This is a genomic window from Sedimentitalea sediminis (assembly GCF_042687825.1).
Taxonomy (GTDB): Bacteria; Pseudomonadota; Alphaproteobacteria; order Rhodobacterales; family Rhodobacteraceae; genus Sedimentitalea.
The window spans coordinates 31,184-44,010 of record NZ_JBHUQE010000008.1; the positions used below are offsets into that span (position 1 = coordinate 31,184).

16 protein-coding genes, 1 tRNA gene and 1 pseudogene are annotated in these 12,827 nt (G+C 63.7%); 3 read left to right on the top strand and 15 right to left on the bottom strand.

Features of this window, described 5'->3' with window-relative positions:
- Nucleotides 1-11: 11 nt before the first annotated feature.
- The 8 genes from ACFMPD_RS08510 to pobA all read right to left on the bottom strand — a co-directional run bounded on the left by ACFMPD_RS08510 (nt 12) and on the right by pobA (nt 7,721).
- Entirely contained in the window at nt 12-2,348 is a 2,337-nt protein-coding gene (locus tag ACFMPD_RS08510) for an aldehyde dehydrogenase family protein (RefSeq protein WP_380993377.1), read from the bottom strand.
- 12 nt (nt 2,349-2,360) lie between these two features.
- Nucleotides 2,361-2,747 (bottom strand): hypothetical protein, encoded by a 387-nt coding sequence (locus ACFMPD_RS08515; RefSeq protein ID WP_380993378.1) that lies wholly within the window; start codon nt 2,745-2,747, stop codon nt 2,361-2,363.
- A 20-nt stretch (nt 2,748-2,767) separates the two neighbouring features.
- Nucleotides 2,768-3,757, bottom strand: a complete 990-nt coding sequence (gene deoC / locus ACFMPD_RS08520) for a deoxyribose-phosphate aldolase (RefSeq protein WP_380993379.1) — start codon at nt 3,755-3,757, stop codon at nt 2,768-2,770.
- Nucleotides 3,758-3,881: 124 nt separating this feature from the next.
- Nucleotides 3,882-4,721: a 3-oxoadipate:acetyl-CoA acetyltransferase gene (locus ACFMPD_RS08525; RefSeq protein ID WP_380993380.1), complete on the bottom strand. Its 840-nt coding sequence runs from the start codon at nt 4,719-4,721 to the stop codon at nt 3,882-3,884.
- 26 nt (nt 4,722-4,747) lie between these two features.
- The gene (gene pcaG / locus ACFMPD_RS08530; RefSeq protein WP_380993381.1) at nt 4,748-5,365 is read right to left on the bottom strand and encodes a protocatechuate 3,4-dioxygenase subunit alpha; all 618 of its coding nucleotides are present in this window, start codon (nt 5,363-5,365) and stop codon (nt 4,748-4,750) included.
- Nucleotide 5,366: 1 nt separating this feature from the next.
- Nucleotides 5,367-6,089, bottom strand: a complete 723-nt coding sequence (gene pcaH, locus ACFMPD_RS08535; protein ID WP_380993382.1) for a protocatechuate 3,4-dioxygenase subunit beta — start codon at nt 6,087-6,089, stop codon at nt 5,367-5,369.
- Complete coding sequence (pcaC, locus tag ACFMPD_RS08540) at nt 6,086-6,466, bottom strand: 4-carboxymuconolactone decarboxylase (RefSeq protein ID WP_380993383.1); 381 nt, start codon at nt 6,464-6,466, stop codon at nt 6,086-6,088. The genes pcaH and pcaC overlap by 4 nt, the downstream gene beginning before the upstream one ends.
- Nucleotides 6,467-6,551: 85 nt before the next feature.
- Nucleotides 6,552-7,721 (bottom strand): 4-hydroxybenzoate 3-monooxygenase, encoded by a 1,170-nt coding sequence (gene pobA / locus ACFMPD_RS08545; protein WP_380993498.1) that lies wholly within the window; start codon nt 7,719-7,721, stop codon nt 6,552-6,554.
- A 238-nt stretch (nt 7,722-7,959) separates the two neighbouring features.
- Between pobA and ACFMPD_RS08550 the strand changes: the two are divergent.
- Nucleotides 7,960-8,121: pseudogene (locus ACFMPD_RS08550) on the top strand (transposase); the annotation flags it as partial.
- A gap of 810 nt (nt 8,122-8,931) precedes the next feature.
- Here ACFMPD_RS08550 and ACFMPD_RS08555 read toward each other — a convergent pair.
- The 4 genes from ACFMPD_RS08555 to ACFMPD_RS08570 form a co-directional block, all read right to left on the bottom strand.
- Complete coding sequence (locus ACFMPD_RS08555) at nt 8,932-9,234, bottom strand: AAA family ATPase (protein WP_380993384.1); 303 nt, start codon at nt 9,232-9,234, stop codon at nt 8,932-8,934.
- Nucleotides 9,231-9,470, bottom strand: coding sequence for an AAA family ATPase (locus tag ACFMPD_RS08560; RefSeq protein WP_380993385.1), 240 nt, complete (start codon nt 9,468-9,470; stop codon nt 9,231-9,233). Before ACFMPD_RS08560 ends, ACFMPD_RS08555 begins: the two co-directional genes overlap by 4 nt.
- Before the next feature lie 169 nt (nt 9,471-9,639).
- Nucleotides 9,640-9,715: transfer RNA gene (locus ACFMPD_RS08565), tRNA-Ala, on the bottom strand.
- A 77-nt stretch (nt 9,716-9,792) separates the two neighbouring features.
- On the bottom strand, nt 9,793-10,116 hold the full coding sequence (locus ACFMPD_RS08570; protein ID WP_380993386.1) for a TIGR02300 family protein: 324 nt from the start codon (nt 10,114-10,116) through the stop codon (nt 9,793-9,795).
- Nucleotides 10,117-10,218: 102 nt separating this feature from the next.
- Between ACFMPD_RS08570 and ACFMPD_RS08575 the strand changes: the two genes are divergently transcribed.
- Both ACFMPD_RS08575 and ACFMPD_RS08580 read left to right on the top strand, forming a co-directional pair.
- Complete coding sequence (locus ACFMPD_RS08575) at nt 10,219-10,899, top strand: M48 family metallopeptidase (RefSeq protein ID WP_380993387.1); 681 nt, start codon at nt 10,219-10,221, stop codon at nt 10,897-10,899.
- Nucleotides 10,900-10,947: 48 nt separating this feature from the next.
- On the top strand, nt 10,948-11,598 hold the full coding sequence (locus tag ACFMPD_RS08580; RefSeq protein ID WP_380993388.1) for a GntR family transcriptional regulator: 651 nt from the start codon (nt 10,948-10,950) through the stop codon (nt 11,596-11,598).
- Nucleotides 11,599-11,870: 272 nt separating this feature from the next.
- On the opposite strand, the gene rplT is transcribed toward ACFMPD_RS08580, so the two are convergent.
- From rplT to ACFMPD_RS08595, 3 genes are all read right to left on the bottom strand, one after another.
- Nucleotides 11,871-12,236, bottom strand: coding sequence for a 50S ribosomal protein L20 (gene rplT / locus ACFMPD_RS08585; RefSeq protein ID WP_380993389.1), 366 nt, complete (start codon nt 12,234-12,236; stop codon nt 11,871-11,873).
- Nucleotides 12,237-12,251: 15 nt separating this feature from the next.
- The gene (gene rpmI / locus ACFMPD_RS08590) at nt 12,252-12,452 is read right to left on the bottom strand and encodes a 50S ribosomal protein L35 (RefSeq protein WP_380993390.1); all 201 of its coding nucleotides are present in this window, start codon (nt 12,450-12,452) and stop codon (nt 12,252-12,254) included.
- A 122-nt stretch (nt 12,453-12,574) separates the two neighbouring features.
- Nucleotides 12,575-12,799 (bottom strand): hypothetical protein, encoded by a 225-nt coding sequence (locus ACFMPD_RS08595; protein ID WP_380993391.1) that lies wholly within the window; start codon nt 12,797-12,799, stop codon nt 12,575-12,577.
- Between the last annotated feature and the right edge of the window lie 28 nt (nt 12,800-12,827).

Sequence of the window (12,827 nt, forward strand, 5' to 3'; positions counted from 1 at the left end):
CCGGCCGACGGTCACGCGCCGTAAGGCACCCAGATCGTCTTGATTTCGGTCGCTTCTGACAGGAAACGCGCCGTCTGGGACCTGAACCAGTCCATGGCCAGACCGTTGTTGACCCAGCTGCGTTTCAGATTACCCGCACTGGCGCGTTCGATCCCGGCGGACAGGTCGGACGAGGAAAAGCTCCAGATCGCGTCCACGTTCAGATGCGCCGCCAGTGTCGGGGCCAGATCGGCATGCGCCCCGGTCAGGATGTTGACCACCCCGCCGGGCAGATCCGACGTGTCCAGCACCTGGTAGAAATCGGTCGCAGACAGAGGATAGAGTTCGCTCGCCACCAGAACCACCCGGTTGCCCATGGCAATGGCCGGCGCCATGACCGAGACCAGCCCCAGCAGCGGCGCCTCGTCGGCACAGAGCGCGCCGATGATGCCGACCGGTTCCTTCATCGCCATGGCAACACCGCGGATCGGCACCGCATGGACCTGACCGTCATATTTGTCGGCCCAGGCGGCGGCGCTGAACAGGCGCTGGATACTGGCCGCAACCTCTTTGGAACCCTGTTTGCCGCCTTTCATCGCGTCGATACGGGCGGCGAATTCATCGGCCCGCGCCGACAGGTTCTCGGCGATGTAATACAGGATCTGCGCCCGCAGATGCCCGGTTGTCCGGCCCCAGCCCGCCGCGCTCTGCGCCGCTTCGACCGCGTTGCGCACATCCTTGCGGTTGCCCTGCCCGACATGCCCCAGCAGGGTGCCGGACTTGCCGAAAATCGGATCGGAATAACCGCTGTCGGGGCGGGCCTGCTTGCCGCCGACATACATCTTGGCGGTGCGGTCAAGGGCATCCTGCGGGCTCGCTTTGCCGGTGGCGCGCGCACCCCGGATCAGCGGTTTGGCCTTGCCTTTTTGTCGGGTATAGGCGCGCAGCCCTTCCCAGCCGCCTTCACGGCCAAACCCGCTTTCGCGCACGCCGCCGAACCCGGCGGCGGCATCAAAGAGGTTGGTGGCGTTGACCCAGACCACCCCGGCCGCCAGTTGCGGCGCGATATCCAGCGCCAGGTTGACATTCTCGGTCCATAGCGTCGCCGCCAGCCCATAGCGGCTGTTATTGGCCAGCTGCACCGCCTCGTCCGGCGTGCGAAAGGTGGTGCCCACCAGAACCGGGCCAAAGATCTCTTCCTGCATCAATGAGTCGGCCGGCGTCAGCCCGGTGATCAGCGTCGGCGGGTAAAAGCACCCCTCGGCCGGCATCCGGACAGCGGCGACGTGGCGCTCGCCCATCGCATTCGCCTCGACCAGACGGTGGATCGTGTCCAGTTGCACCGGATCGACGATGGCGCCCACGTCGATGCACTTGTCCAGCGGATCGCCGATACGCAAACGGTCCATGCGGTCGCGCAGGCGGGCGTGGAAATCCTCGGCAATGCTTTCCTGCACCAACAGGCGCGACCCGGCGCAACAGACCTGACCCTGGTTGAACCAGATCGCATCGACCAGCCCTTCGATGGCACTGTCGATATCGGCGTCGTCAAAGACGATATAGGGGCTTTTGCCGCCCAGTTCGAGCGTCAGGGCCTTGCCGCTGCCCGCCGTGGCCTCGCGAATTTTCCGCCCGACCGAGGTCGAACCGGTAAAGGCGATCTTGTCGACCTGCGCGGCAACGATCATCTCGCCCACCGCGCCGTCGCCGGTGACGATGTTGACCACACCCGCTGGCAGCCCGGCCTGCTGGCAGATTTCGGCGAACAGCAAGGCGCTCAGCGAGGTGTATTCGGCGGGTTTCAGCACCACGGTATTGCCCATGGCCAGTGCCGGGGCAATCTTCCAGGCCAGCATCAGCAGTGGAAAGTTCCACGGAATGATCTGACCGCAAACGCCCAGAGGTTCGGAATCGGGCAGCGCCTCTTCCATCAGTTGCGCCATGCCCGCGTGGTAATAGAAATGCCGTTGCGCCAGCGGGATGTCGATGTCGCGGCTTTCACGGATCGGTTTGCCGTTGTCCAGGGTCTCCAGCACCGCAAACAGCCGGCTGTGTTTCTGCAGCAGCCGCGCGATGGCATAGAGATACCGCGCCCGGCCCGGACCGCCCAGTTCGGCCCATTTGCCCTGCGCCTTGCGGGCGGCGGCCACGGCGGCATCCACGTCGGCCTGGGTCGCCTGGGTCAATGTCGCCAGCGTCGCGCCAGAGGCCGGGTTGCGGCTGTCGAATCCGGTGCCGGGCGCGGTGAAATCACCGCCGATGAAATGCCCAAAGCCATTGCCGCGCTGGGCCAGCCATGCCAGCGCCGCGTCCGGGCTTTCGGGGGCCGGGCCGTATTCCATGGTTTCAAAGATTTCCGGGACGTTCATGTCGGCCCCCTGTCAGCGGATGGCAAGAATGATAAGGTCAATGACTATCACGAATACCGGAAACCCAATAGTCACCAGCTGCGGGCGAAAGTCGTTGGCAAGGTCCCGCGAAACCGCGGGAACCGACTGGCGGGCGGCCGCATAACAGGCGTTGATCCGTTTCTGCAGGTCAAGCAGCGCAAACCAGACCGGCATTGCAAGCATCGTGTAGATCACGGCAAAAACGATCCGGTTCGTGCTGAACCGTTCCGCGGCCCGCAGATCGTCGGACGCCACCATCCAGCCGCCGACCGCGATGCTGGCCAGCAAAAAGAACTGGACGAGCTTGGTCGCCACCTCGGCATGCCTGAGCGCCATGTCCACTGCGTCGCGCCAGTGAAAACCCGCTTTCTCGGGCATGGTATCGCTCCCTTGCCCGCTCATCCCGTGGGATGCCTGTAGCCGGCGGAATAGTCCCCCGTGACGTGATGTTCCAACTGTCGTTCGATATCGCCCAGCAGCGAACTGGCGCCAAAGCGGAACAGGTCCGGCTGCAGCCAGCGGTCGCCCAGTTCCTCTTTGATCAGCGCCAGATAGACCAGCGCATCCTTGGCCTTGGATATCCCGCCTGCGGGTTTATAGCCGACCCGGTACCCGGTGCGGCGGTAATAGTCGCGGATCGCCCTGATCATCACCAGCGTCACCGGCAGCGTCGCGTTCACGGTTTCCTTGCCGGTCGAGGTCTTGATGAAATCCGCGCCCGCCATCATGCAGACCAGACTGGCACGTCCGACATTGCGCAGCGTGCCCAGTTCGCCAGTGGCCAGGATCGCCTTGACATGCGCCGCGCCACAAGCGTCCCGAAAGGCGCGCATCTCGTCATACAAACCCTGCCAGTTACCGGTCAGTACATGCCGTCGCGAGATGACGATGTCGATCTCTGCCGCCCCGGCGGCCACGCTCTCGCCAATCTCGGCCAGACGCAGGGGAAAGGGCGACAGCCCGGCCGGAAAGCCGGTGCTGACGGCGGCGACCGGGATGCCGCTGCCGTGCAGCGCCTCGACGGCGGTGGCGATCATGTCGTGATAGACACAGACCGCGCCCACGGTCAGCCCGTCCATGCCCAGCGCCTGCAACAGGTCGGGGCGCACCGGCTGACGCGCCTTGCCGCACAACCGCCGCACCCGCTGGGCGGTGTCATCACCCGACAGCGTGGTCAGGTCGATACAGCTGATCGCGCGCAGCAGCCAGGCGGCCTGAAACTGCTTTTTGACCGTGCGCCGCCCCGGCAGCGTCGCGGCCCGGCGTTCAATGGCCGAGGTGTTGGCCTGAACCCCGCGCAGCCAGTCCATATCCAGCGCCATGCCCGGATTTCGCCGTTCGATCACCTGCGGCAAATGCGGTGCGCGCGTTGTCGTTTCGGTCTGCATCCCGTGTCCTCGCCGGTCTTTGGGCAGGTTTCTGGAGCGTCAGGGTTGCATGGGTGCGGCAACTTGGCAAGCGCGTTGCCGCGACCGGATCGGGGCCCGACAGGGCCGGTATGCAGCCCGGCCCTCAGCCCGTGACGGGCCGCAGACCGAGGATCGCGCGGGCCTGGGCCGGGGTCGCGACGGGACGGCCATGATCCTGGCAGATATCGGCTGCGCGGGCCACCAGCGCGGCGTTGGACGGGGCCAGCGTGTCGCGGTCCAGCCGCACGTTGTCCTCAAGACCGGTCCGCGCATGCCCCCCCGCCGCAATGGCCCATTCGTTCAGCGTGGCCTGATGCCGGCCGATCCCGGCAGCGCACCAGGGTGCGGTCTCTCCGAACAGGCGATGCACCGTCCTGACATAGAAATCGAACACCTCGCGATCGACGGGCATGGCGTTTTTCACGCCCATCACGAACTGGACATAGGGCGTGCCCGCCAGTTGCCCCTTGTCCGCCATTTCACGGGCCTTGAAGATATGGCTCAGGTCAAAGGCTTCGATCTCGGGCTTGATTTCATATTCCAGCATCTCGGAGGCCAGCCACTCCACCAGATCGGGCGGGTTTTCGTAGACCCGGGTGGGAAAGTTGTTCGAACCGACCGACAGCGACGCCATGTCCGGACGCAGCGGCAGCATGCCACCGCGCGCGCGCCCGGCCCCCGACCGCCCGCCGGTCGAAAACTGCAGGATCACGCCGGGGCACAGGGCCGTCAGACCCTCCTTCAGTTGCGCGAATTTCTCGGGGTCCGAGCTGGGTGTTCCATCGTCATTGCGCACATGGGCATGGATGATGCTGGCACCGGCCTCAAAGGCGGCCTGGCTGCTTTCGATCTGTTCGGAAATGCTGACCGGTACGGCGGGATTGTCCGATTTGGTCGCGACGCTGCCGGTGATGGCGCAGCACAGGATACAGGGATCGGTCATGTTGGTCCTCTTTGCGGGTCGGCGCGTCAGATATCGAAAAAGACGGTTTCGCCGTCGCCCTGAACGCGGATGTCAAACCGGTATACCACATGTCCGTCGCGTTCGGACCGTTTTGCGATCAGCGTCGGGCGCCGGTTCTGCCATTCGATCAGGTTCAGCACCGGGTCGGCGGCGTTGGCCGCGGCTTCGTCCTCGAAATACAGCCGGGTGTTGAGGCCGATATTGATGCCGCGCGCGACGATCCACAGGCTGATATGCGGCGCCATCATGACACCGGACCGGCCCATCACCGGCCCCGGCTTGACCGTGTCAAACCGCCATTCGCCGGTGTCGAAATCGGTGATCACCCGGCCCCAGCCGCGAAAGCCCGGCTCGACCGGGCCGCCGCCTTCGGGATGGGCATAATGGCCCTCGGCATTGGCCTGCCAGACCTCGAGCATCGCGTCCCTGATCGGGCTGCCAGTGCCATCGATCACCAGCCCCTCGACGCGGATGCGGTCGCCTCTGGCCCCGGGGCCGGCGATGTCCCGGCCCAGTTCGTTGTCATAGATGTCAAACCCCGCCGCACCCGGCGCCAGTCCGATATGCACATAGGGTCCGGCAGTCTGGGACGGGGTTTCCCTGAGATAGTCCGGCTTTCGCATGTCAGTTCCCCTCGAGCCGGTTTTCAAAGAGCGTCGAACGCCGCCCGCGCAGCACGATGTCGAACCGATAGGCGATGCTGTCCAGCGGGATCGTCGCATTCATGTCCAGCCTCGCGGTCAGTTGATCCACCGCATCCGCGTCCGGCAGGGTCTGCACGATGGGGCAGCGCGGAATCAGGGGATCGCCCTCGAAATAAAGCTGGGTGATCAGGCGCTGGCTAAAGGCGCTGCCAAAGATGCTGACATGGATATGCGCCGGACGCCAGTTGTTGATCTGGTTGCGCCAGGGATAGGCGCCGGGCTTGACCGTGCGGAAAAAGTAATACCCCGTTTCGTCCGTCAGGGTACGCCCGCAGCCGCCGAAATTGCGGTCGATGGGGGCCAGATAGGTGTCCTTTTGATGGCGATAGCGGCCGCCGGCATTGGCCTGCCAGATCTCGACCAGTGTTCCGGGCACGGGCCGCGCGTTTTCGTCCAGCACCCGGCCATGCACAATGATGCGCTCGCCGATCGGATCGCCATCCGTGGCGAAATTCCGGATCAGGTCATGATCGAGCGGCCCGATATCGTCCTGGCCAAACACCGGCCCGGTGATCTCGCTGGCCGATTGCTGCAGGCTGATCAGCGACAGGCGCGGGCTGCGGGCCACCGAAGTCTTGTAGTCCGGCGTCAGGGCCGGCGGGTGCCTGGCCCGGTCGCGCTGATAGTATTCGGCCGGTTTCATGTCGTGCCCTCCATCTCGGCAAAGGTCTGTTTCGCCAGTTTGATCGCGTGATTGGCCCTGGGCACGCCGGCATAGACGGCGACATGCAGAAAGGCCTGCATCACGTCCTCGCGGCTGGCGCCGGTGCGCACGGTGGCGCGGACATGCATCGGGATCTCCTCGAAATTGCCGGTCGCGGCCAGCAGGGCCAGTGTCAGCATCGACCGTTCGCGGCGGCTGATCGTGTCATCGGCCCACAGGGTGCCCCAGGCGCCCTCGGTGATCAGGGTCTGGAACGGTTGGTCGAAATCGGTCCGGTTGGCCTCGGCCCGGTCGACATGCGCGTCCCCGAGAACGGCGCGGCGCACGGACAGGCCGGTTTCATAGCGATCAGGCATCAGGGGTTCCCTTGTCGTTGTGGCGGCGTGCGGCCCTGCAGACCGGTGGCATCCTGTGCCATTGGGCACCGGTTCGCCCATTGCATCAATAGGGCAGGCCGACATAATTCTGCGCCATCACGCTTTGCGCCGTCGGATTTGATCGCAGAAACTCGATATCGGCCTTCTGCATCTTCAAATCGAACGGGGACTGGTCGGGAAACCGGTGCAGCAGGTTGGTCATCCACCAGCTGAACCGCTCGGCCTTCCAGACCCGCGCCAGCGCGTCGTCGCTATAGCTGTCCAGACCGGTGCTGTCGTCCTGTTCATAAAACCGTACCAGCCCATGGTACAGATAGTAGACATCGCTGGCCGCGGTATTCAGCCCCTTGGCGCCGGTGGGTGGCACGATATGGGCGGCGTCTCCGCACAGGAACAGCCGGCCCCAGCGCATCGGTTCGGTGACGAAACTGCGCAGCGGCGCGATGCTTTTCTCGATCGCAGGGCCAGTGATCAGCTGTTCGGCATATGCCGCAGGGATGCGACGCTTCAGCTCTTGCCAAAAGGCGGCATCGGTCCAGTCCTCCGGGCTGTCGCTCAGCGAGCACTGGATGTAATAGCGGCTGAGATTGGCATTGCGCATCGAGCACAGCGCAAAGCCCCGGTCCGAATTGGCATAGATCAGTTCGTGATGAACCGGCGGCGTTTCGCTGAGAACCCCCAACCAACCGAACGGATACAGCTTTTCATACTCGCGGCGGACATTCAGCGGAATGGTCTGTCGGCTGACGCCGTGGAACCCATCGCACCCGGCGACGAAATCGCAGTCGATCCGTCGCGCCGCCCCCTGAACCCGGTAGGTCACATGGGGGCTGTCGGCGTCGGCACCGTGAATGGCGACATCCTCGGCGTTGAATTCCAGCCGTCCCCCGGATTTTTCGCGCGCCTCGTACAGATCGCGGGTCAGCTCGGTCTGGCCATAGACCACCACCGGCGATCCGGTCGGCGCGTTGAATTCGATGCGGAACACGTCGTCACCATAGGACACCAGCGTGCCGTCATGCACAAATCCCTGGGCATGCAACCGCTCGGCACAGCCGGCTTCTTCGAGCAGCCGGACAAACCCCTGTTCCAGAACCCCCGCGCGGATGCGGCCCAGCACGTAATCCTTGGTCTTTCGTTCGAGAACGACGCTGTCGATGCCACGCCTGTGCAAAAGCTGTGACAGCAACAGCCCCGACGGACCGCCGCCGATGATTGCCACCCGCGTCTTCATCGCGATTTCCTCACACATGGTTCGAATTTCACATATCGAGTGCGATAATGAAAATGAGTTACAGGGCTATTGATTATCAATATGGATAACTATGGTGGATCGCCGCATCAAGTTTCGTCATCTCGACGCGTTCAGCGCCATCGCCCGGGCCCGCAGCCTGAAGCGGGGGTAATCCCCCCCGATCTTTGGGGGGATGCGGAAGTCGAATTTTCTCGGCAGGATGAACGAGGAGATTCCGATGAAGAAGACACCTTTCACTAAAGCCCAGATCATGGCTATCCTGCGGCAGATGGAGGGCGGCGTGCCGGTGTCCGAGCTGTGCCGGGAGCACGGCATGAGCAGCGCCACGGTTTACAAGTGGCGCGCCAAGTATGGCGGCATGGACGCCAGCCTTATCAGCGCAATCGGGAAAGAACCTCCGATCTCGCTGATAAACGGCTCGGGTCTGGGCAGGCCGCCCCGAGTTCAAACCCCCGGAAAATCTCCAGCCAGGTGGTCCGACAAAGGGGAGCGGGTCACCATAGAAGCACTTAGCACCGTTCGCTCGAATCTAAAGACTCTAGAGAATTCGATCTCGCCACCATAGGTGTGCTTACTACTATGCAAGTGCTGCCCTGATCGGGCACTCGTCACTGTCTTGGATACCCAGGCTGCTAGAATCGCGGCGGAAGGGTTTTCAACCTGGATGGCTGTGTGCGAAGCGAAGGCTTTGATTTCGATTTCTTGGGACGCGGAGCAGACAAAGCGCTGCGTCCTAATTCTGTGATGCTATAGCGTTCATGAACACCACCTACGAATTTCTCACTGACGAATGGTTCTATCCATCCATTCTCCAGAAGAGACGCAATCGTTTTTGCACCCGCTCCATGGATCTGAGCTGCATACTCCCATTCCTGGTAGGCAAGGCATAGTAACGCTTTCCGTTGTCGCGTGGTGGGCGTCAGCATACAGATTTCTCTTAGATCGCGTGAATTAGTTTAGGAACGCCGGGTTATTGCAGCGTATAGTGGCTCATTGCTCAAGGCTGACTTCTGTAGAGTCGAACGCCCGATATCTCAAACGTGAACCTCGCTTTATGGACTGCGCCCGCAGCAATTGGATGCCAAGCGCAAAGGCGGCTTTGGGCCGTGAGTGCCAGGCAGCGGGAGGCCGGATGGACCATGCGGTTTGTCTGCTTCAGCAGTTTCGCCACGGCATCTAGAGATGACGGTCAATTGGCCAGTTGCTTACAGACAAAGTCGGCGCGTGTTACAATGTCGGCGCGCGGCAGCTCTGTGATTTCGTATCCGAGGGCGGGGTAGGTCTCGCGCATGACGGCACAGGTCGCTTCGGCTTTGGCGCGAGTCTGCTTGCGTTCGGTGTCCTGCACGAAGATTTCTTCCCAGAAAGGTGCAAGAAAGACGCGACAGTTGTAGCGAGTTTCCTTGGTTGCGGCGGCGACGCGTGGCGGCACCGGGAGGCGGCAGAGCGTCAGGTAGCCCAGGATGTCGGGAATGCCTCGGTCGAAGGTCACTGGGCCAGAGAGCGCCTGTGCGGCGCTGTAGGGCGCAGGTCGCGTTCGAGCATCCGTCCGGCGTAGGCCATGCGATCCGCCCACGGGAGGGCATCCCCGCCGCTGGCCATCTCTTCGCGGATGATCGCGCGGCCGGATTCGGGGATTGTGTGAAAGCCGCGACGGGCGAGCGCGGTGATGAGGCTGGTCTTGCCCGCACCGGGGCCGCCCGTCACGACGAAGAAATGATCGCTCATGGGTCATCCTCGGATTCGACAGGGGGAAGGGCCGCGAGGCGATCGAACTGCCATCGGCACGGATCGGAGCAGCATGGATTTTCGCAGGGAAAACAGCACCGGTCTGCGCGGCAGAGGCAAATCCTCTGACGAAAAAGGCAGACCTATCTGGTGCTTTTCATATGTGAGATGGTGGAGCCTAGGGGGATCGAACCCCTGACCTCTTGCATGCCATGCAAGCGCTCTCCCAGCTGAGCTAAGGCCCCGGAACCGTGCGCCGGTGTCTAGGCGCAGATTCGGGCGGGATCAAGCGAAAAATCCCGCCACGCGCAGAATCCTGGGATCAGTCTTCGTCCTCGACCGCCACGTCGGCGATCTCGTCCAGCGAGACATCATCATCGTCATCGTCGTCTTCCAGGATGTCGTCTTCCAGATCGACATCCACCGAGTCGTCTTCCTCGAGGACGACTTCGTCATCCGTTTCCTTTTCCTTGGCCTTGCGGGTCGCCGCGTCTTCGGCATCGGCGGCAATCATCCGGCCCTTGCCGGCGACGATTTCCACGACCTCGCCCGTATAGGGACTGACGATCGGGTCCTTGTTCAGGTCGTAAAACCGTTTGCCGGTGGTCGGGCACAGGCGTTTTGTACCCCATTCTTCCTTGGGCATGTGAATCCCCTTGATTATCTGCTGAGTCGGATCGACGATTCCGGTCACGTGCCATATGACATGCGCACTGTCAAAGCCTTTAGACCGGGAAGGGACACGCATATGGCCGAGCATCAGTTGCCAGGGTCGCCGCCTGTGACGGTCAAGCTGCGCCGCTCGGGTCGGGCGCGGCGTATCAGCCTGCGGGTGTCGCGCCTGGACGGGCGAGTCACGCTGACCCTGCCACCGGGCGTGCCGGATGCCGAAGCGCTGGATTTCGCCCGTTCGAAACAGGACTGGATCCGCGGACATCTGGACACCCGCCCTCTGGGCATCGCGGTAGAGCCGGGGATCGATCTGCCCATCGAGGGCGTGCCCCATCGCGTGACCTTGATCCCCGGGCGGCGGGTCCTGCGGCAAAATGGTGAGATCGGCGTGCCCGGCCCGGATGCCGCCCGCCGCCTGCAACCCTGGTTACGCGAACTGGCCCGCGACCGGCTGGCCGCCGCCGCCGATCACTATGCGGCGATGCTGGGCCGGCCCTATCACCGGCTGACGATGCGCGACACCCGGTCCCGCTGGGGTTCTTGCTCGTCGCGCGGCGGGCTGATGTTCTCGTGGCGGCTGATACTGGCGCCGCCGGACATCCTGCGCTATGTCGCGGCACATGAGGTGGCGCATCTTGCCGAGATGAACCACTCACCCGCCTTCTGGGCCACCGTCCAGCGCCTGCACGGTCCCTGCGCGGCCCAACGGCAATGGCTGCGCCGCGAGGGCGGCAGCCTGCACATGTATCAATTCTGATCCGACGGGCTGTTGACCTTTGCCGGCTTTGTGATCACAGATCGGATCATGATATCGACCCGCCCCACCGAAGCCACGCTGGTGGCTGCCCATGATCGCGTCTATCGCGCCTTGCGCGGTCGCATCATGCATGGCGAGATCGCGCCCGGTCGGGCGCTGACCTTGCGCGGCATCGGCAGGGATTTCGATGTCTCGATGACACCGGCCCGCGAAGCCGTGCGCCGCCTGGTCGCCGAAGGCGCGCTGTTCCTGTCCAGTTCCGGCCGGGTCTCGACGCCCGAACTGACGCAGGAGCGGATCGAGGAACTGGCCGCGCTGCGGGCGCTGCTGGAGGTCGAACTGGCCAGCCGCGCCCTGCCCCGCGCCCATATCGCCCTGATTGACCGGCTGCAGGCGATCAACGGCGCAATTGCCGAGGCCGTCTCGAACCGCGACGCGGTCGGCTATATCCGCAGCAACCTCGAATTTCACCGCACGCTCTATCTGCGCGCCCAGGCCCCGGCGATGCTGGCGATGGCCGAAACCGTCTGGCTGCAGATGGGGCCGACCATGCGGGCGCTCTATGGCCGTCTGCGCCGCACCGAGCCGCCGCATTTCCACAAGCTGATGATTGCAGCGCTCAAGGCCGGCGACGAGCCGGGACTGCGCCTGGCCGTGCGGTCGGACGTGACCCAGGGGCTGCGGATGCTGGCCGGCTGACCCTAACGGCTGCCGGTGAGCCAGGCAGCGCGGCACTTCGATGACCGGCTCGCGAATGCCTTGCCATTGACCGCCGGCAACGCGCTGGGCCACTGTCACCGTATCGTGGCCCAGCCACGCGCCATCGGCGCGGAAACCACAGCCTGAAGCACCCGTGTCGCCCCCAGCTTTCTTCCGGCACGGATCCCACTGGGGTCGGGATTTGAAGCGCATGAAAAAAGACCCGCCAAAAGTCTTGGCAGGCCTTTTCAAATTCGATCTCGGGGCTGGCCTCAGGCGGCCAGTGCGGCCTGTGCCTTGGCAACGATGGCACCGAAGGCGTCAGGCTCGTGCACCGCCAGATCGGCCAGAACCTTGCGGTCCACCTCGATGCCGGCCAGGGTCAGACCGTTGATGAAGCGGCTGTAGGTCAGCGCCTCGTCATGGCTGCGCACGGCGGCATTGATGCGCTGGATCCACAGGGCGCGGAAGTTGCGCTTGCGGTTCTTGCGGTCGCGGGTGGCGTACTGGTTCGCCTTGTCGACGGCCTGCGTGGCAACCTTGAAGGTGCTCTTGCGGCGGCCGTAATAGCCTTTGGCGGCCTTGATGATCTTCTTGTGGCGGGCGTGGGTGACGGTTCCGGACTTGACGCGGGACATGTGATCGGCCTCCTATCAGCGGTCGTAGGGCATGAAGCCCTTGACGATCTTGGCGTCCGGGGCGGACAGGGTCGTGGTTCCACGGGCGTCGCGGATGAACTTGCGGGTCCGCTTGATCATGCCGTGGCGCTTGCCGGCCTGGCCGGCCATGACCTTGCCAGTGGCGGTCACCTTAAAGCGTTTCTTGGCGCTTGCCTTGGTCTTCATCTTGGGCATTTCCGTCTCCTTGCTTTTGGGTCGGTACGAAACGCGACTCGGCATGCCACATCGGCCGGTCGCGCGGTCAGAAGCGCCATTTACGCAAGACGGGTCAAACTGGCAAGAGGGCAGCGGTTTTTTTACGAGACAATCCGCGCCACGACGCCCAGAACCACTTCGGGAATCTGATCGATCTGGTATCCGCCGGGCTTGCTGGACACGGCGAACAGGATCAATCCCCCCGCGATCAAGATGGTCAGGGCCGAGGCGCGCGGCGCCCGCCCGTCGGTGACAGCCGACAGGATCGACGGGATGGACAGCACCCCGATCAACAGCCCCAGCGTCAGTGTCAGATCCGGATCCATGGCGCCCACCCCGTCAATACAATCGCGC

What these genes read in the sequence shown, in the direction of transcription:
- ACFMPD_RS08510 (WP_380993377.1), bottom strand. Translation starts at nt 2,348, where the DNA reads ATGAACGTCCCGGAAATCTTTGAAACCATGGAATACGGCCCGGCCCCC.
- ACFMPD_RS08515 (WP_380993378.1), bottom strand. Translation starts at nt 2,747, where the DNA reads ATGCCCGAGAAAGCGGGTTTTCACTGGCGCGACGCAGTGGACATGGCG.
- deoC (WP_380993379.1), bottom strand. Translation starts at nt 3,757, where the DNA reads ATGCAGACCGAAACGACAACGCGCGCACCGCATTTGCCGCAGGTGATC.
- ACFMPD_RS08525 (WP_380993380.1), bottom strand. Translation starts at nt 4,721, where the DNA reads ATGACCGATCCCTGTATCCTGTGCTGCGCCATCACCGGCAGCGTCGCG.
- pcaG (WP_380993381.1), bottom strand. Translation starts at nt 5,365, where the DNA reads ATGCGAAAGCCGGACTATCTCAGGGAAACCCCGTCCCAGACTGCCGGA.
- pcaH (WP_380993382.1), bottom strand. Translation starts at nt 6,089, where the DNA reads ATGAAACCGGCCGAATACTATCAGCGCGACCGGGCCAGGCACCCGCCG.
- pcaC (WP_380993383.1), bottom strand. Translation starts at nt 6,466, where the DNA reads ATGCCTGATCGCTATGAAACCGGCCTGTCCGTGCGCCGCGCCGTTCTC.
- pobA (WP_380993498.1), bottom strand. Translation starts at nt 7,721, where the DNA reads ATGAAGACGCGGGTGGCAATCATCGGCGGCGGTCCGTCGGGGCTGTTG.
- ACFMPD_RS08560 (WP_380993385.1), bottom strand. Translation starts at nt 9,470, where the DNA reads ATGAGCGATCATTTCTTCGTCGTGACGGGCGGCCCCGGTGCGGGCAAG.
- ACFMPD_RS08570 (WP_380993386.1), bottom strand. Translation starts at nt 10,116, where the DNA reads ATGCCCAAGGAAGAATGGGGTACAAAACGCCTGTGCCCGACCACCGGC.
- ACFMPD_RS08575 (WP_380993387.1), top strand. Translation starts at nt 10,219, where the DNA reads ATGGCCGAGCATCAGTTGCCAGGGTCGCCGCCTGTGACGGTCAAGCTG.
- ACFMPD_RS08580 (WP_380993388.1), top strand. Translation starts at nt 10,948, where the DNA reads ATGATATCGACCCGCCCCACCGAAGCCACGCTGGTGGCTGCCCATGAT.
- rplT (WP_380993389.1), bottom strand. Translation starts at nt 12,236, where the DNA reads ATGTCCCGCGTCAAGTCCGGAACCGTCACCCACGCCCGCCACAAGAAG.
- rpmI (WP_380993390.1), bottom strand. Translation starts at nt 12,452, where the DNA reads ATGCCCAAGATGAAGACCAAGGCAAGCGCCAAGAAACGCTTTAAGGTG.
- ACFMPD_RS08595 (WP_380993391.1), bottom strand. Translation starts at nt 12,799, where the DNA reads ATGGATCCGGATCTGACACTGACGCTGGGGCTGTTGATCGGGGTGCTG.